At 34.3% G+C, this 23,596-nt stretch carries 23 protein-coding genes, 2 pseudogenes and 1 riboswitch; of the genes and pseudogenes, 9 read left to right on the top strand and 16 right to left on the bottom strand.

All coding sequences use genetic code 11. The features are described from left to right. The first annotated feature begins 68 nt into the window (after positions 1 to 68). Positions 69 to 489 (top strand): annotated as a pseudogene (locus B5P40_RS22770) (NUDIX domain-containing protein). Positions 490 to 507: 18 nt separating this feature from the next. Here B5P40_RS22770 and B5P40_RS22765 read toward each other — a convergent pair. Continuing rightward, positions 508 to 1,419: a DMT family transporter gene (locus B5P40_RS22765; RefSeq protein ID WP_113709933.1), complete on the bottom strand. Its 912-nt coding sequence runs from the start codon at positions 1,417 to 1,419 to the stop codon at positions 508 to 510. A 124-nt stretch (positions 1,420 to 1,543) separates the two neighbouring features. On the opposite strand from B5P40_RS22765, the gene pdxR reads away from it, so the two are divergent. Continuing rightward, entirely contained in the window at positions 1,544 to 2,986 is a 1,443-nt protein-coding gene (gene pdxR / locus B5P40_RS22760; RefSeq protein WP_113709932.1) for a MocR-like pyridoxine biosynthesis transcription factor PdxR, read from the top strand. An 80-nt stretch (positions 2,987 to 3,066) separates the two neighbouring features. Further along, complete coding sequence (locus B5P40_RS22755; RefSeq protein ID WP_016101131.1) at positions 3,067 to 3,507, top strand: YaiI/YqxD family protein; 441 nt, start codon at positions 3,067 to 3,069, stop codon at positions 3,505 to 3,507. 86 nt (positions 3,508 to 3,593) lie between these two features. On the opposite strand, the gene B5P40_RS22750 is transcribed toward B5P40_RS22755, so the two are convergent. From B5P40_RS22750 to B5P40_RS22705, 10 genes and pseudogenes are all read right to left on the bottom strand, one after another. Further along, the gene (locus B5P40_RS22750) at positions 3,594 to 3,908 is read right to left on the bottom strand and encodes a DUF3892 domain-containing protein (RefSeq protein WP_016101130.1); all 315 of its coding nucleotides are present in this window, start codon (positions 3,906 to 3,908) and stop codon (positions 3,594 to 3,596) included. A gap of 63 nt (positions 3,909 to 3,971) precedes the next feature. Then, the gene (locus B5P40_RS22745) at positions 3,972 to 4,967 is read right to left on the bottom strand and encodes a sensor histidine kinase (protein WP_088031502.1); all 996 of its coding nucleotides are present in this window, start codon (positions 4,965 to 4,967) and stop codon (positions 3,972 to 3,974) included. After that, positions 4,964 to 5,635: a response regulator transcription factor gene (locus B5P40_RS22740; protein ID WP_002032977.1), complete on the bottom strand. Its 672-nt coding sequence runs from the start codon at positions 5,633 to 5,635 to the stop codon at positions 4,964 to 4,966. Before B5P40_RS22740 ends, B5P40_RS22745 begins: the two co-directional genes overlap by 4 nt. 34 nt (positions 5,636 to 5,669) lie before the next feature. Continuing rightward, positions 5,670 to 6,656 (bottom strand): alpha/beta fold hydrolase, encoded by a 987-nt coding sequence (locus tag B5P40_RS22735; RefSeq protein WP_002168102.1) that lies wholly within the window; start codon positions 6,654 to 6,656, stop codon positions 5,670 to 5,672. 133 nt (positions 6,657 to 6,789) lie between these two features. Further along, on the bottom strand, positions 6,790 to 7,614 hold the full coding sequence (locus B5P40_RS22730; protein WP_002168101.1) for a DUF2785 domain-containing protein: 825 nt from the start codon (positions 7,612 to 7,614) through the stop codon (positions 6,790 to 6,792). 275 nt (positions 7,615 to 7,889) lie between these two features. After that, the gene (locus tag B5P40_RS22725; RefSeq protein WP_113709931.1) at positions 7,890 to 8,432 is read right to left on the bottom strand and encodes a GrpB family protein; all 543 of its coding nucleotides are present in this window, start codon (positions 8,430 to 8,432) and stop codon (positions 7,890 to 7,892) included. 49 nt (positions 8,433 to 8,481) lie between these two features. Then, on the bottom strand, positions 8,482 to 9,144 hold the full coding sequence (locus B5P40_RS22720; RefSeq protein WP_113709930.1) for an AAA family ATPase: 663 nt from the start codon (positions 9,142 to 9,144) through the stop codon (positions 8,482 to 8,484). Between the two features lie 144 nt (positions 9,145 to 9,288). After that, positions 9,289 to 10,032: a metallophosphoesterase family protein gene (locus B5P40_RS22715; RefSeq protein ID WP_002013591.1), complete on the bottom strand. Its 744-nt coding sequence runs from the start codon at positions 10,030 to 10,032 to the stop codon at positions 9,289 to 9,291. A 13-nt stretch (positions 10,033 to 10,045) separates the two neighbouring features. Continuing rightward, positions 10,046 to 10,983, bottom strand: a pseudogene (locus B5P40_RS22710) (aminoglycoside phosphotransferase family protein). A gap of 14 nt (positions 10,984 to 10,997) precedes the next feature. After that, positions 10,998 to 11,795: a VOC family protein gene (locus B5P40_RS22705; RefSeq protein WP_113709929.1), complete on the bottom strand. Its 798-nt coding sequence runs from the start codon at positions 11,793 to 11,795 to the stop codon at positions 10,998 to 11,000. Between the two features lie 207 nt (positions 11,796 to 12,002). On the opposite strand from B5P40_RS22705, the gene B5P40_RS22700 reads away from it, so the two are divergent. Further along, positions 12,003 to 12,905, top strand: a complete 903-nt coding sequence (locus tag B5P40_RS22700; protein ID WP_078175766.1) for a sulfite exporter TauE/SafE family protein — start codon at positions 12,003 to 12,005, stop codon at positions 12,903 to 12,905. Between the two features lie 40 nt (positions 12,906 to 12,945). Here B5P40_RS22700 and B5P40_RS22695 read toward each other — a convergent pair whose 3' ends face one another. Then, on the bottom strand, positions 12,946 to 13,395 hold the full coding sequence (locus tag B5P40_RS22695; protein ID WP_113709928.1) for a GNAT family N-acetyltransferase: 450 nt from the start codon (positions 13,393 to 13,395) through the stop codon (positions 12,946 to 12,948). A 384-nt stretch (positions 13,396 to 13,779) separates the two neighbouring features. Next, positions 13,780 to 13,972: riboswitch (Lysine riboswitch) on the top strand. Between the two features lie 112 nt (positions 13,973 to 14,084). Here B5P40_RS22695 and B5P40_RS22690 point away from each other — a divergent pair. From B5P40_RS22690 to B5P40_RS22680, 3 genes are all read left to right on the top strand, one after another. Further along, positions 14,085 to 15,551, top strand: coding sequence for an amino acid permease (locus B5P40_RS22690; RefSeq protein ID WP_002013597.1), 1,467 nt, complete (start codon positions 14,085 to 14,087; stop codon positions 15,549 to 15,551). A 114-nt stretch (positions 15,552 to 15,665) separates the two neighbouring features. Then, entirely contained in the window at positions 15,666 to 15,971 is a 306-nt protein-coding gene (locus B5P40_RS22685) for an iron-sulfur cluster biosynthesis family protein (protein WP_113709927.1), read from the top strand. Between the two features lie 33 nt (positions 15,972 to 16,004). Further along, a complete protein-coding gene (locus B5P40_RS22680; RefSeq protein ID WP_113709926.1) occupies positions 16,005 to 16,775 on the top strand; it encodes a DNA alkylation repair protein in 771 nt (256 codons plus the stop codon). Positions 16,776 to 16,885: 110 nt separating this feature from the next. Here B5P40_RS22680 and B5P40_RS22675 read toward each other — a convergent pair whose 3' ends face one another. Beyond that, positions 16,886 to 17,866 (bottom strand): hypothetical protein, encoded by a 981-nt coding sequence (locus tag B5P40_RS22675; protein ID WP_113709925.1) that lies wholly within the window; start codon positions 17,864 to 17,866, stop codon positions 16,886 to 16,888. 486 nt (positions 17,867 to 18,352) lie between these two features. Between B5P40_RS22675 and B5P40_RS22670 the strand changes: the two genes are divergently transcribed. Next, complete coding sequence (locus tag B5P40_RS22670; protein WP_113709924.1) at positions 18,353 to 19,117, top strand: class I SAM-dependent methyltransferase; 765 nt, start codon at positions 18,353 to 18,355, stop codon at positions 19,115 to 19,117. An 81-nt stretch (positions 19,118 to 19,198) separates the two neighbouring features. Here B5P40_RS22670 and B5P40_RS22665 read toward each other — a convergent pair whose 3' ends face one another. Next, a complete protein-coding gene (locus tag B5P40_RS22665) occupies positions 19,199 to 19,723 on the bottom strand; it encodes an NUDIX hydrolase (RefSeq protein ID WP_113710073.1) in 525 nt (174 codons plus the stop codon). 182 nt (positions 19,724 to 19,905) lie between these two features. Here B5P40_RS22665 and B5P40_RS22655 point away from each other — a divergent pair, with 182 nt between their 5' ends. After that, entirely contained in the window at positions 19,906 to 20,529 is a 624-nt protein-coding gene (locus B5P40_RS22655; RefSeq protein WP_113709923.1) for a cephalosporin hydroxylase family protein, read from the top strand. Positions 20,530 to 20,718: 189 nt separating this feature from the next. On the opposite strand, the gene lepB is transcribed toward B5P40_RS22655, so the two are convergent. Next, on the bottom strand, positions 20,719 to 21,240 hold the full coding sequence (gene lepB, locus B5P40_RS22645) for a signal peptidase I (protein ID WP_078175774.1): 522 nt from the start codon (positions 21,238 to 21,240) through the stop codon (positions 20,719 to 20,721). A gap of 110 nt (positions 21,241 to 21,350) precedes the next feature. Next, on the bottom strand, positions 21,351 to 23,507 hold the full coding sequence (locus B5P40_RS22640; RefSeq protein WP_181462958.1) for a peptidoglycan D,D-transpeptidase FtsI family protein: 2,157 nt from the start codon (positions 23,505 to 23,507) through the stop codon (positions 21,351 to 21,353). Positions 23,508 to 23,596: the final 89 nt, after the last annotated feature.

Genomic DNA, 23,596 nt, shown 5'->3' with positions numbered 1-23,596 from the left:
ATACTTACATAATTCTACATTTACCTTAATATCCCTTTTATGTATTTTATAGAGAAAGGTCGTGTTTTATGATTTCGAAACCGACATTTATCTCTAAAAACCCTACCGTCCAGTATGTATTACGGCCTAGTTGCTATGCGGTTATTTTTAACAATACTTGCTCAAAAATAGCTATCATCGAAAAAGGAGAACATTACTTTTTACCTGGTGACGGTATGGAAAGTACGGAAACGAAAGAAGCATGTTTACATCGTGAATTACTAGAGGAATTAGGTTGGGCGATTGAAATTGATCGTTCTATCGGTAATGCAGCACGATATTTTTATGCCGAAAAAGAAGATTCATGAAGTTGAAGTTCATGAATAAGACCATATTTTACAATGGATGTCTCCATCGCTTGCTATAGAACATTTAATTCATGATCATCAAAAATGGGCTGTTGAACAAGCACTTTTACTACTAAATAAAAAAGGATCTCCTTCTATATGAAAGAGATCCTTTTTACTGTTAGCTCACTTTTTTCAAATTGAGAGCTGGCTTTTTGATTCCGCCTTTTTTTACAACATATAAACCGATAAAGATAATAAGACCGCCAACAAGTTGCATCATATTGATTTGCTCTCCAATTGTTACAGCTGCAAAGATAACTGCGAACAATGGTACGAGATACATATAAACCATTACTTTCGTTGAACCTATTTTACTAATACCGACATACCACATTGCAAGTCCGAAGATTGTCGCAAAGACGATTGAATATGCTAGTGATCCCCAGCTTGGCGTATCTACTGGCCACGTTAATGTATTTACATTGAATAAACAGTATATAACGAGAGGTACAATTCCAATTAAAGTAGACCATGATGTGACTCTCATTGCGGAGTATTTTGTGATAAGTGGTTGCGCTAAAATGGGATACCATCCCCACGCAATTGCTGCGACTAATCCAATTACATTTCCGAGCCACGCATACTCGTATGTAGCTCCTCCCGTATGCCCTGTTAATAAAACGAATGCTGCACCAATAAACGCTACTATTGAACCAATTTGTACTTTCATCGAAAAACGTTCTTGTTTGTGCGATACTGCTAATATTCCTGTAAAAATAGGTGACATCGCAATTAGTAATGAGGCGTTCGTTGCTGAAGTATATTTTACAGATAGCATAAACATCGTTTGATACATTGTCGTTCCAACGATACCGACTGCTACTAATCGTAACCAATCTTTTCTTTCAATGCGAAGTGAGCGTTCCATTAAAAATGTAATAAGTAATAATACCGGAGATGCTACTAAAAATCGTAAACTATTAAATTGAATGGATGACATATATGCCACGCCATACTTTCCAATTGTATAATTTGCTCCCCATACTAATGCTACTGATACTAGGAGCCATTCCATTTGCCATCGTTTCATCCGAATCTCCCCTTCCCTATTTAGCATAGTAAAATTGGCTGGATATAACACCGTCCAATTGGCTGTTTTTTTACCCAGCCAATTTGTTATACTTAATGTATATAAGATTTGCGGAGGCGTTTGTATGGAATGGAAGCTAGATAACGACAGTAAAATCCCAATTTATCAGCAAGTTGTTGACTTTATTGAAAAACGTATTACATACGGAGAACTTCCCCCAGGTAGCTTCCTCCCTTCAGAACGGAAATTAGCTACGCAGTTAAATGTAAACCGAAGTACGGTAACAACTGCTTATAATGAACTACGTGCTATGGGAATTGTAGAAAGTACGACTGGTAAAGGTACACGTGTAAGTACACATATGTGGGGCGTTTCTCCAACATTAACACCGAACTGGAGAAATTTCGTAGAAGGTGGTACGTTTTTACCAAACTTACCGTTACTTCGCCATATTCGATCAGAAGTACAACAAAATGAAAATATTATAGATTTCGCAAACGGAGAGCTCGGTTGTAATCTCTATCCTCACGATCAACTACAAACGATTTTACGAGAACAACCTTTAACGCATTCATTAAGTTACGATCATCCGCAAGGCTATCTCCCGCTAAGACAAGCGGTAGTGAAATATATGAAGGAATATTTAAAAGTTGAAGCGACTGAACAATCCATTATGATTACATCTGGCGCACAGCAAGCACTTCACCTTATCGTACAATGTTTATTAAATCCAGGTGATGCAGTCGCTTTCGAAAGTCCTTCTCACTGCTATTCATTACCGTTATTCCAATCAGCAGGTATTCGTATTTTCCCATTACCTGTCGATGAGCATGGTATTAATCCGGATGATGTGCAAGAGTTATATAGAAAGCATCGTATTAAAATGATCTTTCTAAATCCAAATTTCCAAAACCCTACGGGAACAATGCTTCATCCAAACCGTAGAAAAAAACTGTTATCACTTTGCGCAGACTTACGAATCGCGATCGTTGAAGATGATCCATCTAGTTTACTTGCGTTAGAAAATAAACAACCTTGCCCTACTTTAAAATCGATTGATGAAAACGGAACTGTCATTTATGTACATTCCTTATCAAAAATGATTGCGCCAGGTTTACGAGTTGGCTGGCTTGTCGCCCCGCAGTCAGTAGTAGAACGTTTATCAGATGCACGACACCAAATGGAATTAGGAATGAGCATCTTCCCCCAGTGGCTTATGCAGCAATTTTTTGAAACTGTACCATTTCAGTCGCATATCGTACCGTTACGAAAACAACTAGCAGAAAAAAGAGACGTTATCGTCCGTGCCCTAAATGAGCAACTTCACGATAAAATCTCTTTCTCAAGCCCAACCGGTGGTATATACATATGGGGAAAATTAAACGAACCTATAAACGAAAAACAACTCATTATGCAAAGCTTAAAACAAGAAATCGCCTTTATGCCGGGTAGTATTTTCGGTGCTAAAGATGGTTATATTCGTTTATCTTACGGGAAAGTGAATATTGATCAAATTGAAAAAGGTATTTCTCGTTTGCGTGAGGCTATTTTGGTTTGTGGAAAATAACTTTAAATAAAGCTTTCTCGTTTGACAAAAGAAAAATCTACCATTATCATCAACTCGAACCTAGTTTTAGGAGTGATAAAATGAAAATTTACGTTGATGCAGATGCTTGTCCTGTAAAAGATGTGATTATTTATGAAGCTACGAATGCTGAAATTCCTGTTACCCTCGTTACTAGTTTTTCTCATTATTCTAATGCGGAACAGCCATCAGGAGTAGAAACAATTTATGTTGATTCCGGAGCGGATGCTGCGGATTACCGGATTATGCAGTTAGCAAAAAAAGAAGATTTAATCGTAACGCAAGATTACGGTCTTGCTTCGCTTGCTTTAGCAAAAGGCTGTATCGTTCTACACCATAAAGGCTATAAGTATACGAATGAAAACATTGAACAATTGTTACAAACACGGTATTTAAGTGCAATGGTTCGAAAAAGCGGTAAGCGTACAAAGGGACCGAAACCATTTACAGCAGAAGATAAAGAGAAGTTTAGAGTGCTCTTTAAAAGTATAATCGCACTTTAAAAATGAACCGTCTATTTGCAAGGAAAACTTCGCAAAACAAAGAAGAGAATATCCAAATGAACATTCTCTTCTTGAGGTTTACCTGTTTAAAATGAAGGTAAATTATCTAAGTTATTTTCCTTTATTCCATCAGGTTCACTACGTATAATATCTCTACCATACTTATGAAATACGTCCACATGAACTAACTTCCCTGATTTCGCTTCACTAAGAGCAGTAATATAATCTAACTCTCTCCCGCTACTTGTCTTAAAAGCAATTAAATCCCCATCATCATTTTTACGAACGGCAACAATTTGTTCTGCTCCTGAATTGACTTCATTGTCTACTTCAAATTGAGCTTGCTCTTCTCCTTGATGTAAGTAATCATTATAAACTTTTTCAAAGTCTTTTTTGTCCATAAATTTCACCTCCAACACATTTTATTAGTATGGTTGTGAGGTGTTGGTTTTATGTAAATTGCTCTAAACTTTAGTATTTTCAAATGAAAACATAGTCCCCTCACTATTTGATTGTAAAGTGTATTTTATATCGAACATCTTTGATATATCTTCAATATTTTTCAAACCAAGTCCCGTTCCTTTTTTATTTATATCAAACCCCATCCCGTTATCTCTAAAGGAAACAATATCTTCATCTATAATGATTTTGAGTTTTTTAGCTTTTGAATGTTTAAGGACATTTTGAAAAATATTATCAAATAGCCTTTGAATCCATAACTCATTACTATTCCATATCAACTCTTTATCTTGTGGATTATATACTAATTCAATTTTATGAATGCTATACAAATAGCTCCATTTTTTAATCATATTTTCTATTAAATTATGTATATTCACTTCATCATTCACAATATAAGTATTTTCTAAGGTCTCTGTAGATTGAATATTAAATTCGTTAGTTAAATCACTTATGTATTGTATCTGCCCATACATTGATTCAAGTACTTGTGCTTGTCCTTCGTATTCGCCTTCTAAATAATATAATTGTAATCTAACCGCTGTTAAGGGTGTATTAATATCATGCCGTAATTTATTTAATAGTTCCTTTTTTATTTGTTCCTGTTGTTGTAGTTCTAATTCTCGATAAGTCGTTCTTTCTATTAGCAAGTTTACTGATCTAATCAGTTCCCCCATTTCATCATCGCTTTTGACATCTATTATATTAGGGATTTTTTTATCACTTGCTAAATCTCGAATCGTTTGATTTAATACATTAATTTTATTTAATAATGAATTAATCGATTTTGAAAATACAAAAGCTAATACTAATAGTGATAATAAAAATATGATTAACATAGTAGGATATGCAAAGGATTCATGAAAAGGAATGTTCTTGTTTTTAGTTTTAAAGGCAACATTATAAATAACTGATACAAAGATACTAATCGACAATAATAACAATGGTACGCTAATAATAGCAGTGAATAGTAATAACTGATATTTCTTCTTTAATTTCATTTCTTCATAAAGGTATTTAATCTATACCCTTCTCCATATATGTTCTGAATTATGTTACCTGTTTTATCATCGATTTTGGTCCTAATTTTCTTTATATGTACGTTCATGATATTTTGATTTCTATCTTCGAGTTGCCATAAGTAATCAAAGAAGTGTTCTTTTGTTAGAATTCTATCCCTATTTTCATACAAATAGAAAAATATTTTACGCTCAATCGCTGTAAACACAACTTCATCACGCAAACCATTAATGAAAACCCTTTTATATTCTGCATCTATAAATAAATGTTTAATTTGCGTGAAAGTACCATATTGATTATCTAACATTTTCTGAATTCTTAACAATAATTCTCGAGGATCAAAAGGTTTTATCATGTATTCTTCTCCAATGGTAAGACCTTTTAGTTTACTATCAATATCATTCCGAGCTGATAAAAATATGATTGGAATATTTAATCCTAGATTTTTTATTTTCTTTGTAATTTGATAACCATCTTCACCTGGTAACATAACATCCATTATGACTAAATCTATTTCATGGATTACATCTAGAACATTCTTTCCTTCTTTCTCCCAATACACTTTATACTTCTCACGCTGCAAAATTTTTTGTAATAAATCTCCTATCATCAAATCATCTTCAACAATTAATATGTTATATTCTTTCATTATGTAGACCTTCCATCACTAAAATAACAATAGCTTAGTTCTTCACTACTTTATTATTAATAAAATCCATTACAAGTTTGTATATTTCATCAGGAGCGTATAAATAAATACTATGTGTACCTTCAATTTTTTTCACATCAGCTATCAATAACTTGCTAGCAAACTCCTCATAATCTCTGTTTTTTTGCTTTGTATATTTCGAGTTTTTATTTTCCCTAGCAATCGCATCTATAAATAAAATTGGTGTTTCTTTTGGGAATGATAAAGAATTAGATTTGTTACTGTTATTGTAACTTTGTAAAAGTTCTTGCTTCATATCATCATTAAAAGCTTGTTTATATGAGAGGGCTTTATAAATAGTTTTTTCCTGTTCGGTTAAAAAGGATTGCTGAATTACTTCGGGATTATAAGTAATAGAAGGAACTAATCGCTGAAAACCAATTTTCGTTAAAATATTCATCCCTTTTATTATTAATGAATCAACCTCGTCTATTTTATGAGTTACGTACTGATTAGGTAAACCAATATCTAACGCAATAATCCCTTTTACTTCACTTGGGTATTTTTGTGCCCAATAAATAGCCTCTATACCCGATAGAGAGTGTGGCACTAAAATATAGGGAGGTTTATTTCCACTTCTAATAAGCGCTTCTCTCGTTTGTTCTAATATCGTATCAATATCTCTATCATCATGAAAAACATCACTGTATCCATAACCAGCTCTCTCAATTACAGAAACCTTGTTTTCTTTCGAAAATTCACTATATAATCCTTTCAATTCATAAACAGGAGCGGCAATTCCAGATCCGGTCATAAATACAAAAGTATCCTTCCCGCTCCCCTCGTTATAAACATTCACTTTTTTATTATTGAAATTAACAAGTTCCCCTTCATTGTTCATTAATTTCGATTCCATTCTTAATTGATAGTTATGATATATGAATACAGCGCCTGTTCCAAGAAAAATAATGCTGCTACATACAAAAAATATAATCTTTACTATCTTCAATATTTTTTTCATTTGACACCCCTTTCAGCCTATACTGAAAGGGTACAATGTAAAAATAAATTTCTAATAAATTTTTCAAAATTAATATTTTCTCTTTGTTTCTAAGTATGGATTTCTTTTAAAATTTCCAATTCAAACGCTATTTTTAATACCTACGCAAATCCTTCAAAGTCTCCAATATATCATCTGTAAAGGCAGTAGCGCCCTCTTTCTCTAAAGCTCTGAAATATAAACTTCTTAAGAAAGCTCTAATATTTTGTACTAAAATATCATGTTGAGGATGTGGGATATCTTCAACAATTGCTATACTATGTAGCCAATTGCTCCACTCTTCTTCAGTTAAAATATTTTGGTTACGCAACGACATAATTGGCGTTACTAATCTCTCATCCTCAAAGTGTATGTATACGTAGTCATTCAATCGAACCTTCTGACGAACAGCAGCTAGTATTGCATATGAAAACTCACGATTTTGTATTGTACGTGCTAAAGCATCTAGTGCATCTGCCGCATGTGCAGTAGAATGTGCCCAGCCTTTTCCTTCTACGTAACCCCTTACATCTTCTTCTAAATAGACATATTCCAGAACTTGTTCTGCCACACTATACAGCTGTTCTTCAGATAACAGTGGTTCTCTTTCATGAACAGATAAAATAAGCGGCGGAATTAATACGGAGAACGCACGTTTAAATACAGAATCTGTTCCCTTTTCACCAATTTTATAAAATAAATAATCAGGACTAATTGCTTGTAACATTAATCCTCGTAATTCTTTTTGTCTAAATACATCATTTGTAATCCATTTGTGAAGCGTACTATAAATCAAATCATCACGTAATTCAGCATCAGGTGATCCGATATAATCTAACATCCACTGTGCGTATGGATATGCGTCTACGTCTTCTGGCACAGCATAATTATTATTTTGAATTTGTTGTAATTCTTCTTTTAGTTCTAGTACTTCTGTCATTATATTTCCTGTCCCCTTTTTACGTTTTTCAACTTCTTTTCGCCTTATCCCCTGTAATTTCCCTCATAAAATTAAGTCGACTTTTAATATAGTTTTAGTCCCTATCTTTCTATGAACTTGATTCAATTATATAAATTTCTCCCGAGAAATAAAAGGAAATACATTGGAACACCAAAGCTTCTCACTTTGTTTACATGCATTTCATGTAAGTTTAAGTTATAAAATAAAGTATTTTTTTCATTTGTATTCAAACGTATTTACAATCAAAAATTAAATCATTTTAGAACTTGTTTAATAAACTCTGTTTTAGCTTTTGTGTATGCTTCTCTATCTTGGTTATATCTTTTAGCTAAATCTTGTTTCAGATTTGAATAATCATAAACTAATTGTGGATTTTCTCGTAAGCGGTTACGAAATAAAAGTTGTTGCTCCCATCGCTCAGTTCCTTTAACCATTAAATGCAGGTGAGCTACACGCCTATTATTCTTCACTTTCACAAAGAACCTTCTCCAAGGTCTTTCATCTAATTCTGGGCCTACATAATGCCAATCATATATAGACAATTTTGCTGAAATATCGAGCACTCTATCAAATGAGTCTGTTTCAGCCATTAGATCAATGATAGGTTTTGCAGGTAAACCAGGTATGGATGTACTTCCTATATGTATTACTTTGCTAATACCGAGAGGAGTAAGCAGTTCATAAAGTTGCTGTTCTTCACATCGTCCTTTATCTTGCCAATCAGGATTTGCATTAATTATCTCTACTGACTCATTCGCCCATACAGGCCAATCGTTCGGATTATCTTTTTTATCCACCCAACGCATCCCCTTTCACGAACTTTTTGCTATATAAACGATTTTAAATTCATTTAAATACAACTACCGGATCATCAAAATTACTATTCTGAAATATAACATTCGCACATTCTTTCGGATTATGCTCATCTATATACATCTTACAAGCCGCATGATATCTGTTTATAAACATTTTCTCTGCTTCTTCATAACTTCCAAAAGCCTCAGTCTCGCGCTCTGCACCACGGTTTCTCGCAATCTCAAAATCTGTATCTACGAAAATTTTATAGTCAAATAGATACTCAATTTCTTTTTTCAATAAAAATGTTCCATCTACTATTAGCACCATATTTGGCGAGGCCACTAGCGGCGTATTATGTACAGGCATGTCCGTTATTAAGTTATGAGAAATCGTTTCATACTGTAAATCCCCGTTAGGTCCTAAAGGTTTTAATAGCCTTTCTTTGAAAGCTGTATAATCGTGTGCATCTTCATAATACCCTCTTGCAGACTCTTTTCCTTGTGCATAACGAATCACTCTCGGGTTATGAAAATCGTCAATGCTGGTGCGTATTACTTGCACTCCCCGATTTTTCATTTCCTCTGCCAGTTCGTTTGCAAATGTTGTCTTTCCTGAAGCTGTTATACCATTTACTCCAACTCTTATTGGATGGGTTAATTTTAACGTTAAAATATGATCAGCAATTTCTTTCATGTATTGTTTTCGGAGCATGACATTCCCTCCTGTATATTGTTTACATAATATAATTGCAGTAAATTAATTTTATCGCTATTTGTTGGTAAATCGATATATTGAAAAAAATCGTTGATATATTTTAAGTTATGATAGATATATTTTTATTGATTTATATTTTCCTTATTTCCCCTTAAACCCTCGATATAAAGCAGTCCGTAATTCTTGCTTGTATTCTTCAATTTCTGGCATATCCAGCTCCTCAGCTAGTCGGATGGCTAGTTCAATATCATATGGTACACGTACGAGTTGAATGGAAAAGCTTGCTGCTTCTTTTTCATTGTATGTTCCTTCAAAAATTAAATAGGAAGCTTGTGTAATTTCAAGTGGATTACCTACACTACCAGCATTACATAGCGTTTTCCCTCTAAAATTTTGCACATACGCCTGATGAACGTCACCGTAACAAACGACATCTGGTTTTCTTTCCCCTTCTATATTCTCTGTGAGCTCACTATTTTCGAACATACTAATACGCTCTTCTCTTGTTGCATGTGGTTGAATTCTTTCATATAAACTTCTTGGTGAAGCGTGGAACATACGAATCAGTTTCCCACTCATATAAAACTCGATTGAAAATGGTAAGCTTCTTAAATACTCATTTTGTTCTTCTGACAATTGTTTTTGATGCCATTTTAACGCTTCAAATTCAGTCGGTTTTGTAATGAAATCATCCCAGTTTCCCATTACGGTTCCTTCACATTCTTTACGAACGATTTCAATTACTTCGCTAGAATGCGGACCTTTTCCTACTAAATCTCCAAGACAAATAATACGTTCAATTCCTCTTAATTTAATATCTTTCAGTACTGATTCTAATGCCGGAATATTACCATGTATATCTGAAATTACCGCAATTTTATCCAAATGAATCCCTCCGTTATTTATTGTTTATTATATCCTCATGTTGTGATTGATACCATTTTGGAATATAAGATGAAAAATGATTATGATCTTCTATAATTCGGTTCAATCTTTCTTTCATATCCTCTACTAAATGTGGTGTAGTTCGGTTTGTCCATACGATATCCGCTGGGAATGTCATCGCTGCATATAATGAATACAGTTTCCAAAAATGGAGTGGCGGATTGCCTCCGCAATAACCGTGAACTTGTCCAACCGCAAATGGTTTGCTTATTCTTGTAGTAAAAATCGCTACGTTATAAAAATCGTGTATTGGATCGCCAAAATCATATCCACTAAAATCGATAACGATAAATTCATTATTATGAATCATACTATTTGCTGGGTGGTAATCATCGTGTAAAAATGTGATAGGCCAATTTTCAATAAGTCTTTATGATTTTCTACAAAGGTTAATACTGGCTTCAAATCCAGAAAATTCACCTCATAATCTGCTAATGTCTCTATGTACCTTTCATACTTATTCCACCTAAATATTTCCCATTTATTACTTGCACTTTCTCTTTCTATCGAGTGAATTCTCTTTAATATTTCCCCTGCTTTTCTTCCTGCATTATACTGTTCTTCCACCGATAGCTTGTTTAAGCTCTCTTCACCATTTACACCTTGGGTCCATTCAAATACTTGAACACATTTATTTAATTCCTCAAGTTTTATGAAATGAATTAACTTCGGCGTTGGAATATGTAATAACTCCAATTGTTTCATATACATATATTCTTCTTGTTTTCGTTCATAATTAGAAGAATCACACACTTTTACAAAATAAGTTTCTCGATTCTCTAGGTCAATTTTATACTTCTCTTCGTGTGAAAAACCTTTTGTAATTGCTGTACATTTTACAATACGTGACCTCTCTAGTTTTCTTTCTATCTCTCTTAACATTTCTTCCACAAAACTCACCTCTATCAATATACGAACAAACTACCTAACACTTCATACTCTCGTTTATTTTCCCCTTTAAACTCCACTGCAAATGGATATTCGCCATGATGCTTCAAACGTTCTAGTACTAGCCCTTCTCCAACTGGTTCACAAAACTGCACATGAACATCACCAAACGATACACTTTGACACTCAGCATTCCATTCTTCATTTTGTATGATTGAATTTGCAGTTAGCTCCATTACTTCTTTCCATTTCCGCACTGTTTCTCGAACATTTTTCACCGTATAATGAATCGTTTCAATTTCTTGTACTTTATTTTTATGTTCAGTGATCGTCCCTATTTTACGTAAATCGTTTCTTCTTTCTTCATCCGTTTCATTCCACTGTATAAAGAATGGTAATTTCGGTCCATTCTCTTCTTGCTTTACAAATAACATTTTCCATTCTAAAAGCCGACCATCTTTTCTCATCCGTTTCCCTTCAAATGGTCCTATCGTATGTAAGCCGTGCTTATTAAACTTATTTGCTAGTTCTTCAATTGCATCTGTTCGAATTGCGATTTGTAGCATCCCTTCTCTATTTTTTAATTTCACCACTGTTTCTTGTACTAATGGATTTTCCGCTTCTTTCGCTTTTTCTTCATGCTGAACTGCTAAAAATTCTATATATGATAAATCAAAATAACATAAACTATTCCAAGTACCCCAAGTCGTATGCTCACCGCCTAATGCAGTATGAAATCCATGCTCCTGCATTTGTTTTGCCGCTTCCCCCGGTGTACAATGCACTGCGTGAACGAGATGATCAAATGCTAACATATTCTTTCTCCCCTTTCTCTCCATCCTTTTATTGTATATTTTATTTTTCTTTCATTCAATTCCAAAAACTTAAAAACCTAGTTGATTTATAAGATTAATATGTATTATAATAAAACAAATTAATATGTTGCTGATTGGAAAAACCAAAGGCACTTTTCTCACACGGGAAAAGTGCCTTTTTCATTTATTATTACAGGGGGATTATTTATGCAGAAATTAATTATCTTTGCTATTATTGGATTTTTCGCTCAATTGATCGATGGCGCACTTGGTATGGCGTACGGGGTAACGTCTACCTCACTATTATTAATGTTTGGTATCGCACCAGCTGTAGCTTCCGCATCAGTTCATTTAGCTGAAGTCGTTACAACCGCCGCTTCTGGTGCATCTCACATCAAATTTGGAAACGTTGATAAATATACAGTTTCTAGGCTTACATTACCAGGAGCAATTGGCGCATTTATTGGGGCATGTTTTTTAAGCAATTTACCTGGTGATGTAATTAAACCGTACATTTCCATATTTTTATTTACTTTAGGGGTTTATATTTTATTACGATTCATCATTCAAAAACAAATTGTTGCTTCAAATAAACGTATGTCTGCAAAACAACTTGTACCACTTGGCTTATTCGCTGGATTCGTCGATTCAACTGGCGGCGGTGGTTGGGGGCCTATTACGACACCTGTTCTACTTGCAAAAGGAAATGATGCTAGAAAAGTTATTGGATCTGTAGATACGAGCGAATTTCCTGTTTCACTCGCTGCAACAATCGGCTTTTTCATCTCACTTGGCTGGGAACAAATAAGCTGGGTTTGGGTATTTGCCCTCATGCTTGGTGGTATTGTTGCCGCACCAATCGCCGCATGGTTAGTACGCATCGTTCCTTCTCATTTACTTGGCGTACTCGTTGGCGGACTTATTATCTTTACGAATATTCGTACACTGCTTACTACATTTAAAGTAGATCCAACTATTATTACACTTTCTTATGTTGCAGTTGGTCTTGTCGTTATTATATCTATTTTTATTGCTGTTCGTAATCATTCCAATCGTTCTAACGTATCGACAGCCGGCTATCCGAAAGATCAAAAACAAATGCTACCATAATTAGTAATAATACCGCCCGATTTACTTCGAGCGGTATTTTTTATTTTTCTATTTTCCAATTGACCATCGTTTCAGTACTATTTACTCTTTTCATATGTAATTTCTCTAATACACGAATGGAGCTATAGTTATCAAGGAGTGTCTCCGCTATAATCGTTTCCACTTCCCCTGTTTGAAAAGCCCATTTCATTAATTCACTAACTGCTTCTGTTGCATACCCTTTATTCCAATATTTATCAATAAATCCATAACCAATTTCTACTGTATGTTGCTCATTCGGTTTCCCTTTAAATCCTATATCACCTAGAACCACATCATCCTCTTTCCGAATAACATACCACGGTCCCCACGGTAATGAAGCTACATCTCGTTTTACATTTTCTATATGCCCTACAATATGTGGGCCACTATTGTATCCTTGATTATTCGCAATTTGAATCCATTCTTCTGTACACGGTACTATATATAATCTTTCCGTTTCTAATTTCATAATGATATCCCCTTTTCAATTAAACAATACCTCAATTTTATCAGAAATAAAAAGAATATTCATTCTATTTATCGAATTTATACTTATTCTTTGAAACGAATTTAAGGAATAATCCCCTTCTGATAGTTATGTCGAATTATATTTTCTGAATTTTCTTTTAATTTTAAAGGGTTTTTCAATATTTTTTGCGAAACATTTGTATAACAATTTTTTCTTTGCTTATTGCTACATAATAGTAGGTTCGGGTGGAGTTATGCAAGCGTTTCCTATACAATAACCGATATTTTTTGACTTTTCCTAACAAAATTCCTTGCAATATATTCAGAAAGTCATTACAATTGCCATATATTAAATATCTTAGCAATATATAAATCCTCATCAATCCGATGAGGTAGAGGTTGCGACTTTTAAAAGTAAAATGGACGAGACACAGCGAATGTCACTGACTCCGTTTGAAAGGAAAAGTTGCCGAAGTTTATATTTCTTCTCTGGAAATATGAGCTGGGGCTGTCTCCGAAAGGAACAGAACTGTCACGTTTACAAAATTACCGTGTAAACGTGGTGTGCTATCTTAACGGAAGGGTATGATGGGGTGGTTATTTGTGAAACGTTCCGCCTAATTCCTTTGGCGGTTTTTTGTATTTTTCTCCCCCGCTCCTTCCTAACCTACAAGAAAAGGAGTGTTGAACATGAATAGCGCAACAAATCAATCTACCTCTAAAACGCAAACTACACAAGGACAAGGTGAATTAAAACGCGGATTAAAATCTCGTCACCTTACGATGATTTCTCTCGGTGGTACAATCGGTACCGGATTATTTCTTGCCAGTGGTGGTGTTATCCATTCAGCTGGTCCTGGCGGTGCATTAGTCGCATATGCCGCAATTGGAATTATGGTTTATTTTTTAATGACAAGCTTAGCAGAACTCGCGGCTTACATGCCTGTTACTGGATCTTTTAGTACTTATGCAACAAAATTTGTTGATCCATCACTTGGTTTTGCACTTGGATGGAACTATTGGTATAACTGGGCGATTACGATTGCAGCTGAACTAGCGGCCGTAACATTAATTATGAAATTTTGGTTCCCAGATACCCCTTCTCTTATTTGGAGTGGACTTTGTTTAGCTATTATTTTTCTCTTAAACTATTTATCTGTTAAAGGTTTTGGTGAATCTGAATATTGGTTCGCACTTATTAAAGTAGTTACTATTATTATCTTTTTAATTGTCGGTTTTATGATGATTTTTGGAATTATGGGCGGCGAATCTGTTGGCTTTAAAAACTTCACTGTTGCAGATGCACCATTTAATGGCGGCATCATGGCAATTATCGGTGTATTTATGGCTGCTGGTTTCTCATTCCAAGGAACTGAATTATTAGGAGTAGCTGCTGGTGAAACTGCTGATCCAGAACGCAATATTCCGAAAGCAATTCGTTCTATCTTTTGGCGCATTTTATTATTCTATATTTTAGCAATTCTCGTTATCGGTTTATTAATTCCTTATACAACTGAAAGCCTTGCAGCAAGTGATGTTACAGTAAGTCCATTTACACTTGTATTTGAAAAAGCGGGCGTTGCCTTCGCTGCTTCTGTTATGAACGCTGTTATTTTAACTGCAGTACTTTCTGCTGGTAACTCTGGAATGTATGCATCAACTCGTATGCTTTGGGATTTAGCTCGCCAAGGAAAAGCACCAAAGTTCTTAGGGAAATTAGATAGCCGCGGTGTACCTGTTAACGCATTAATCGCAACATCAGTAGTTGGTAGCGTCGCTTTCATCGCTTCTTTATTCGGTGACGGTGTTGTATACATTTGGTTATTAAATGCTTCTGGGATGTCAGGATTTATTGCTTGGGTAGGGATTGCTATTAGTCATTACCGTTTCCGTAAAGCCTATATTGCACAAGGGAAAGATTTGAAAGATTTACCATATCAAGCGAAATGGTTCCCGTTCGGTCCAATCTTTGCATTTACACTTTGTGTTATTGTTATTTTAGGTCAAAACTACGGAGCATTTACAGGAGCATCTATCGACTGGAACGGTGTACTCGTTTCTTACATCGGTTTACCACTCTTCTTAGTACTATGGTTAGGTTATAAATTTACTAAGAAAACGAAAGTCATTCCACTTGATAAATGTGAACTGAAATAAAGTAAAACGAGCAAACAAAATTGTTTGCTCGTTTTTTTAATGCAATGCTTCTCCCTTCCCTATTTCTCCTGTTTTTGCAATAATAGAGGAAATATAAATAAAGGTTGGGATTACATGAACATTCGTATTACTGATGAAGCAAAAGCAGCTATACATAGACTAGAACGTGAAGACAAAAAGATCATTCGCATTAGAGGAACTATGACAAACTCTTGCAGTATTTTCGTTGATGTCGATTTAATTTGGGATACATATAATGCGGATGATGTTGTATATGAAGATGCGGAGCTTATCGTACAAATGGATTCATTCACGAGAGATTACACTGGTGATACGGTGAAACTTGATTATAAGACGACAGGTTTTAGTATTACGACTCCTAGTGAGACTTTGGTGTATGGATTGTCGATTAAAAAATAAACATTGTTTTTATCCGACCAATGGGGTGAAAAAATGGGCAAATATGTTCCGTTAAAATTTTTATTTAACAAAGAATTAGCAGAAAAAATGGCTGATTCTATTTGTAAACACGATCCTAATTTCTCTAAAAGAAACTTTGTATCTACCGTAACATATAAAGTTGAAAATTTAGAGTTAAAGCAACGTATAGAAGTAATAGCAGATGAATTACACAATGCATTACAAAAAGATTTTAATGAAGCAATACATATATTACTGAAAACATTAGGACCAGAAAATACAACAGAAGTCGGCACATTTACAAAGGGTTATATGTATATGCCTATCGCAAAATACGTTGAAAAATATGGGCTTAACGATTTTGACTCCTCATTCAACGCAATGTATGAAATAACAAAAAGAAATACTGCTGAATATGCCATTCGTCCTTATCTTGAAAAATACCATGAAGAAACCTTGGACATATTGCAGCAATGGTTACGTGATGAAAACAGCCACATTAGAAGATTAGCTTCAGAAGGTACTAGGCCAAGACTTCCTTGGGCAAAAAAAATAGGAGCTTTGAAAGGTGACTTCAGAAATAATTTAAAGCTTCTTGAGCCATTAATGAATGACCCTTCTAAGTATGTTCAAAAATCTGTAGCCAATCACATTAATGATATTACGAAAGAAGATAAAGAACTCGTTTTTCGATGGTTGCGAGAATTACTCGATAAAAACCATCCTGTTAATCCTTGGATTATGAAACATGGATTAAGAACGGTGATAAAAAATGGCACTTTACCAAAAGATTTTTGTTTTTAAGTATTTTATACAAAAACGCTTATGCTTCAAAAATGAAGTATAAGCGTTTTTTCCTTTTGAATAAAGCAATTATAAACGTAAAAAGTGCTTTAAAATCCTTCTTTATACCTTTATTTTACTAGCTCTTCTATGTTATTACTTTTCTTGATTTTTTCTGATGATAGCCAGAGTGAATAACTTGTTCCATCCTTGTTCCTTAAAAATATGTTAAATTCCTTATTATATAGTTCTTCTTTAAGAATAGTGACTACCTTTCTCAAATCCTCTATTACATATGAATCATTTCTATATTTTATCTCACTGTCATTGAAAACTAAAGTCAATTCATACTCTAGACAATTGCCGTCTTTCGGGTTTGAACAAGTAATATCTTCCATTCCAAAACGATCATTTTGAATTTCATTTAACCTTTCGCCTACTTTTGTTTCAGTTTGAATCAAATATGTCCAATAACCGCTTACGGTGTTTTTCATTGTCAAAAGCAGTTCTTCTTTCGTTATAGCTTTTTGCACATTATAAAAAGGTAAGCCTATAGATTCACCATTATAATCCTCAATTTCAAGTTTTGTTATCTTTCTATTACTCTTCTGAATGAATTGGATTAGAGCATATAAACGATCTAATTCTTTTGATTCAAATTGACTGTAATCAATCTTGTCACTCGTTTTTAAAGTTAATAATAACTTATCAGTTGGTTTCTCCTCTATATCATCATCCACTATATATTGAAAAACATTTTTATTTTCAGGTTCCACGTAACCTAATTTTCCAATTTCCTCTATCATTGGTTTAAATTCCTTATATTCCTCATATGTTTTTTTCCCGTATTGATATTCATCACCTTTTATTGTTGAATATAAGATGCCATCTACCTCTACTCTAAATTGAATATTTTTGTTATTTTTCGCTTGAACAGTATGGTATGTATGTCCCATATTCCCTTCATGTATAGCACCCCAATCTGTTACAACCACATCAATTCCGTGCTTTTTTTTCACATATTTTTTCACCTGATCTTCATCTTCATAATTACAACCACTTAAACATAAGAAACACAACACTAGCAACATTACATTTTTCATTCTTTTCATCTAGCCCCTTACCCTTTTTTCCTAAAAATAAAATATTCCATATATAAACAATACTAAATTATCGAATGTTTTCAAATAATTAAAACGTTTTTATATTCAGTTTATATATCTATTTCTTGTATTAATAAAAATATCCCCATAGATAAGTACATCCAAAGGGATAAAACGGTTCCACTTTTTTATAAACAGTACGACTTTATTGTTATGTAACAGAAATGTGAAATATCATATTTCACAAAATATCTTGGCAAAATGCAGTTTCACTGTATAACCCCATCCAAAATTTGATCGTACTTTCACCTTCCCTAATTACTTCAAAGGATTTTCACTCGATACTCCCGAATATATAAATAACCATTCTCGCAAGGAGCTAATTTATATGAATCTATTCGAACACGAAACATAAAACCGTTCCACTTTAATAAGAGGTCCTCCCTTTTTCTTTTCTTACTATATCATTTATTAACGAAATAGGAGGACAACAATATGAAACGTGATCCATTATTTTCAGCACTATTAGAAAGTGCAAAGACTAACTTTAGCGGCTGGGATTTTTCTTTCATTGCAGAAACTGGCCGTATGAATAGTGAGCCTTTATCATGGTCATACGGTAGCACTGCTTTCCAGCTTATGCAACGTGCAAAATCAATGCTAGATATGGGGACTGGTGGCGGAGAGTTTTTATCTATGTTACAACCGTTCCCGTCAACTATTTATGCGACTGAGGGCTATGCTCCGAATGTCCCAATTGCACGAAAGAAATTAGAACCTTTAGGAGTTATAGTCGTAGAAGTGACTGATGATACTGCTTTACCATTTCAAGATGGTCAGTTTGATTTAATTGTGAATCAACATGAATCCTATTCTGCTTCTGAAGTGAAAAGAAGTCTTTCCATCAATGGAACATTTCTTACACAACAAGTCGGTGGTCTTGATTGTGCGGAACTGAATGAGCAGTTTGGCACACCGCTGAATAGCGAATTTTCAAGTTGGTCACTCGAAACGGCATGTAGTGAATTAGAACAAAATGGATTTACTATTTTAGAAGCGAAAGAAGAATTCCCTCTTCAGCGTTTTTATGATGTCGGTGCTGTTGTCTATTACTTAAAAGCAATTCCGTGGCAAATCCCTGATTTTATAGTAGATAGCTATACCGAGGAATTGTATCGCATACATGAAATTATCTTACAAAAGGGATATTTCGATGTGAAGCAACACCGCTTTATTATTAAAGCAAATTATGAAGAGTAAAATTTGAATTAGCATTCCTTGTAAAAAGCCAAATTCCCATAAAGAATTTGGCTTCCTCTTCGTATTTTAACGTTTCTTCTCTTATTGAGAAACGAGATATTTTTCATATCGTTTTTTCGTATTATCTTCTATCAAAAGTGTAGTTTTGCAATCAATAATATTCCGATTATCATATATAAATATATGCTCTAAATTGTTGTCCTCACTTAATAATGTCGGTAAATATCTTTGCAAATTGCTAACTACACCTCTATTATCACCATCTAATATCCAATCAATTGACTTCCATTCTAATATACCTTCATCTGTGCTTAGTGGTGTGTCAATATGCACTCCTACTGGTAAATCAGCAAGGAATACATACATTCCCTCACTACCCAAAGGTTCGTCTTTAACTTTAAAAATAACATTCCCTTTATACGTTACACTTGGAAGCTCTATTCCCGTTTCCTCAAATGTTTCTCTAATGACTCCTTCGTATGGCGTTTCATACTCTTCTATTTTCCCTCCGACACCATTCCACATTCCCATTGTCGGCTTCTTGTTTCTATTTAGTAGAAGTATTCTATCTCCTTTTCTAATGAAGCAAATTGTGTACTTATACATACGATCATTTCCTTTCATTTACATCTTCTTTTGTAAGCAATTCATTTTCCACATGTGTTATTTGGCTTATTTTCACGTGAAAACACTCGCCTTATAATCCCTTACCACATAATATATAGTACAACTTTCATACGTAAACTCTTTACGTATGAAAGAATCCTTTTTAGAAAGGAGAATTCAAAATCGATAACATTAGTAGCGAATTTCTAAAACAATATTACGACAGCAACGTTTGGTTACATGGTACACACTGGTTCGGGGTTCCAAGCTGCAAACTTCCTTCTGATCTCTTTTTGTATCAAGAAATATTATACGAATTAAAGCCTGATTTAATTATTGAATGCGGAACTTTTCACGGTGGTAGTGCACTGTTTTTAGCTTCTATGTTAGATTTAATTGGAAAAGGTCACGTACTTACTATCGATATAACTCCGCAACCAAATCGGCCATCCCATAATCGAATTACGTATTTAACAGCTTCATCTGTTTCTGTACAGGCCGTCCAATCAATATTAAGTATGCGCAAACCTGATGATGTGATTTTAGTTATTTTAGATTCTGATCATAGTAAAGAACATGTATCGAAAGAACTCTTACTTTATAAATCTATTGTAACCACTGGCAGTTACATGATTGTAGAAGATACAAGTATTAACGGAAATCCTCTCCTTCCTGATTGGGGCCCTGGCCCAATGGAAGCTGTGGAAGAGTTTTTAACTAAAAATAGCAATTTCATAATCGATGAATCTAAACATAAGTTTTTCATATCATTTAATCCAAAAGGTTTTTTAAAGAAGATAAAGTGAAACTTTAATAAGTGGGGGAGTTTTGTCCATCCCCCACTTATTATTAGCCTTCACCAATCGGGCTTTTACGGGCAGTTGATCTCCCACCTAACTTCTTTGCCCCAGCTGAATTTTAAAGTGGGAGTCTTACTGCCCGCAAATAGCGGGATAAAGTGAAACTTTAATAAGTGGGGTTTTGTGAATCCCCACTTATTTTATGATTTTCATTTTCGAAAAAGGATAGTACACAAATTCCACTTTTCCTATTATATTATCTTCTTCAATATATCCTAAACCATTTCGACTATCCTTACTTTGTTCACGATTGTCTCCCATTACAAATAACTTATTTGGCGGAATCTTTGTCTTTTGAAAGTTGTAAAACACTTGTGTATTGTTATATAATTCTTTATTTATATAAGGTTCATCTTGCTTTTTGTCATTTACGTATACAGTTCCATTCGTTATGTTAATTACGTCACCAGGAAGCCCTATTACACGTTTCACATAATATTTCGACTCATCCTCTTCCTTAATAATGACGATTTCTCCGTGCTGTAAGCTAGAAAAATGTACCGCAGCTTTATTTACAAATACGTAGTCTTCTTCATGTAAAGTTGGCTGCATTGATTTTCCTTCCACTTTACATAAAGTGAAAGACTGGTACGTTACTACTAGGACAAATATAAATAGTATGTACTTTCCCCAACCTCTCTTATTCTCCTCTTTCATATCCATTCCCACCTTATCAAAACACTTTTTAACTCAAAAATATATCACTGCACCTGTTCATTTGCGCAGTGATATACTACAATTTGAATTTTTTACTGTGCCTTACTCGGCTATTGTGTTACTGGGACTGGACTTACACCCGATCTCTGCGTTTTTAAATCAAAATATGCATCCAAAACCTCTTTACCAATTGCAGAATTAATACCTGATTTATCATTATTTACCCATGGCACAACAACAGAAAAAGCAACTTCCGGATCAGCATCATATGGCGCATACCCGGCGAGAGTTAAATTATAACATTTTTTTCGATAGTTGTTTTCATCTCTTCCAATATCACTTTCTCCACCGTACACTGTTTCTGCTGTTCCTGTTTTCCCAGCCGGTTTATACGGTAAACCTTTAAAAGTTCCAGCACCGGTCCCATCTACCTCTTGGAAAACCCTTCTAAACCCTTCTTTCACATGATTTATATATGAAAGATCCATATCCACTCGATTTAACACGACTGGTTCCATCGATTGCATAACTTTCCCGACTTCCTCTGGTCTATTCGGTTGCTCTCTAATTTCTTGTACAATTTGTGGTTTCATTCGGTAACCACCATTTGCAATCGTTGACATATATTGCGCAAGCTGAAGCGGCGTATATGTATCATATTGTCCAATGGCATAGTCAAGTAAAAAACCAGGTATATTATCTGTTCTACCCATTTGACCAATCGATTCATTTGGAAGGTCAATACCGGTTGGTACACCTAAACCAAATTGTCTAAAGTAATAGCGCATTTTATTGAATGTTTCTTGCCTAATATCTAACGGATTGTTTGGTACATAATCAATCCCCGCAATCTTTAACGCCGTATTAAACATGTAGACATTGGATGAAACTTGCAATGCTCTTAAATCATCAATATCTCCAAAGTCTTTCCACGATTTCTTCGGCTTCGAACTTCCTTTAAAAAACATTGGTGCATCGAAAAAATGCGTATATGGCTTAATAGCTTCTGTTTGATATCCCGCTAATACCGTAGCTCCTTTCACCGTTGATCCTAACTCGTAAGAACTTATCATCGTTCCTAAAGCGTAGTCTTCTATTTGCATCCCGCCATCTTTATTTACAATTTTCTTTCCTGCTAATGATAGAATTTGACCATTTTTCGGATTCATCATAACGACGAATGCACGATCCATCATCGGTTCAGAAGAATGAAATGCCCTTAAATTCCTTTCAAGACTTTCCTCCACTTTTTTCTGCAAATCCATATCAACTGTTAGCATTAAATTATTTCCACTTTTTCCTTTTGTCACTTTTTCAGTCCGAATAATATTTCCAGCTTTATCCGTAATATTTTTAGACTGTTCTTTCGTTCCATGTAACACATCTTCGTATTGTTTTTCGATGTAACTCTTACCAATACGATCATTTCGGTTATAATCTCGCACTAAATAATAGTCTAATTGCTCCCTTGGTAATCCCTCATTCTCAGTAGAAACACTACCAAGTACAGAACGTAGTATTTTGTCATTTGGATATTCGCGCTCCCAATCCACAGTCGTATCTACGCCTGGCAAGCTCGATAATCCTTCACTCACTACTGCATATTCATTTTGACTTACATCTTTTTTGACGATTTGTGGCGTCATTTTATATCCCGCATTCATTTTGCTTTTAATTGCTAGTACTTCTATATCCTCTTTCGAAAGCTCGTTTAATTCTTCTTGTGTAATTCTTTCTCGTCTCAACTCTTCTACTTTCTTATCTAAGTCTTTCCCTTCTATTTCCTGTTTCCTAAATTTACTCTCATCTTCTTTCGTTACTTTTGTTGCTGCACGTTTTTCATTTAACTGCATCCAAAAATCTTTTTTATCTGTCTCTGTTAACTTGTCCATATCTTCTTGCGGCATTTCAATTAGCTTTGCTAAATTTCTTGCCACTATTAAAACCTCTTTTGAGTCCACTCCTTTCATCTTCGTATATGTAACAGTTCGTAACGGTTTATTATTTACAATAACTTTCCCTTCCCGGTCAAACATCTTCCCTCTCGGAACTGGAGTACTCACCGTTATATCTTCCTTTTTATTCACTTCATTTCGATACGTTTCTCCGTCGATGATTTGTACTTTACCTAATTGAATAATAATAGCTGAAAATAAAAGAAAAACGATAAAAAATAGTACATTTAACCGAAATGGAATATGAGTCTTTTTCTTTTTCGACTGTTTCTGTTTCTCCTTTTTCTGTCTCATTTTGCTCCCTCGCTTCATTCTATTAACATTTCTACGCTTGAACCATTATGTATTAAATTTATTTATATGCTATATATAGAATTTTATATTAATTACAAAAGAAATAA

It is taken from the genome of Bacillus sp. SRB_8 (assembly GCF_003264205.1).
Classification (GTDB): Bacteria; Bacillota; Bacilli; order Bacillales; family Bacillaceae_G; genus Bacillus_A; species Bacillus_A mycoides.
The sequence above is the reverse complement of the archived record's forward strand: the minus strand, read 5'-3'. Positions and strand labels throughout refer to the sequence as shown.

Bases quoted from the DNA above. Each gene is read 5' to 3' on its own strand.
- lepB (WP_078175774.1), bottom strand. From the start codon at position 21,240: ATGAAAGAGGAGAATAAGAGAGGTTGGGGAAAGTACATACTATTTATA.
- B5P40_RS22675 (WP_113709925.1), bottom strand. From the start codon at position 17,866: ATGAAAAGAATGAAAAATGTAATGTTGCTAGTGTTGTGTTTCTTATGT.
- B5P40_RS22735 (WP_002168102.1), bottom strand. From the start codon at position 6,656: ATGAAAAAAATATTGAAGATAGTAAAGATTATATTTTTTGTATGTAGC.
- B5P40_RS22705 (WP_113709929.1), bottom strand. From the start codon at position 11,795: ATGTTAGCATTTGATCATCTCGTTCACGCAGTGCATTGTACACCGGGG.
- B5P40_RS22670 (WP_113709924.1), top strand. From the start codon at position 18,353: ATGAAACGTGATCCATTATTTTCAGCACTATTAGAAAGTGCAAAGACT.
- pdxR (WP_113709932.1), top strand. From the start codon at position 1,544: ATGGAATGGAAGCTAGATAACGACAGTAAAATCCCAATTTATCAGCAA.
- B5P40_RS22680 (WP_113709926.1), top strand. From the start codon at position 16,005: ATGGGCAAATATGTTCCGTTAAAATTTTTATTTAACAAAGAATTAGCA.
- B5P40_RS22755 (WP_016101131.1), top strand. From the start codon at position 3,067: ATGAAAATTTACGTTGATGCAGATGCTTGTCCTGTAAAAGATGTGATT.
- B5P40_RS22640 (WP_181462958.1), bottom strand. From the start codon at position 23,507: ATGAAGCGAGGGAGCAAAATGAGACAGAAAAAGGAGAAACAGAAACAG.
- B5P40_RS22685 (WP_113709927.1), top strand. From the start codon at position 15,666: ATGAACATTCGTATTACTGATGAAGCAAAAGCAGCTATACATAGACTA.
- B5P40_RS22765 (WP_113709933.1), bottom strand. From the start codon at position 1,419: ATGAAACGATGGCAAATGGAATGGCTCCTAGTATCAGTAGCATTAGTA.
- B5P40_RS22750 (WP_016101130.1), bottom strand. From the start codon at position 3,908: ATGGACAAAAAAGACTTTGAAAAAGTTTATAATGATTACTTACATCAA.
- B5P40_RS22665 (WP_113710073.1), bottom strand. From the start codon at position 19,723: ATGTATAAGTACACAATTTGCTTCATTAGAAAAGGAGATAGAATACTT.
- B5P40_RS22720 (WP_113709930.1), bottom strand. From the start codon at position 9,144: ATGCTCCGAAAACAATACATGAAAGAAATTGCTGATCATATTTTAACG.
- B5P40_RS22695 (WP_113709928.1), bottom strand. From the start codon at position 13,395: ATGAAATTAGAAACGGAAAGATTATATATAGTACCGTGTACAGAAGAA.
- B5P40_RS22690 (WP_002013597.1), top strand. From the start codon at position 14,085: ATGAATAGCGCAACAAATCAATCTACCTCTAAAACGCAAACTACACAA.
- B5P40_RS22730 (WP_002168101.1), bottom strand. From the start codon at position 7,614: ATGACAGAAGTACTAGAACTAAAAGAAGAATTACAACAAATTCAAAAT.
- B5P40_RS22700 (WP_078175766.1), top strand. From the start codon at position 12,003: ATGCAGAAATTAATTATCTTTGCTATTATTGGATTTTTCGCTCAATTG.
- B5P40_RS22745 (WP_088031502.1), bottom strand. From the start codon at position 4,967: ATGAAATTAAAGAAGAAATATCAGTTATTACTATTCACTGCTATTATT.
- B5P40_RS22740 (WP_002032977.1), bottom strand. From the start codon at position 5,635: ATGAAAGAATATAACATATTAATTGTTGAAGATGATTTGATGATAGGA.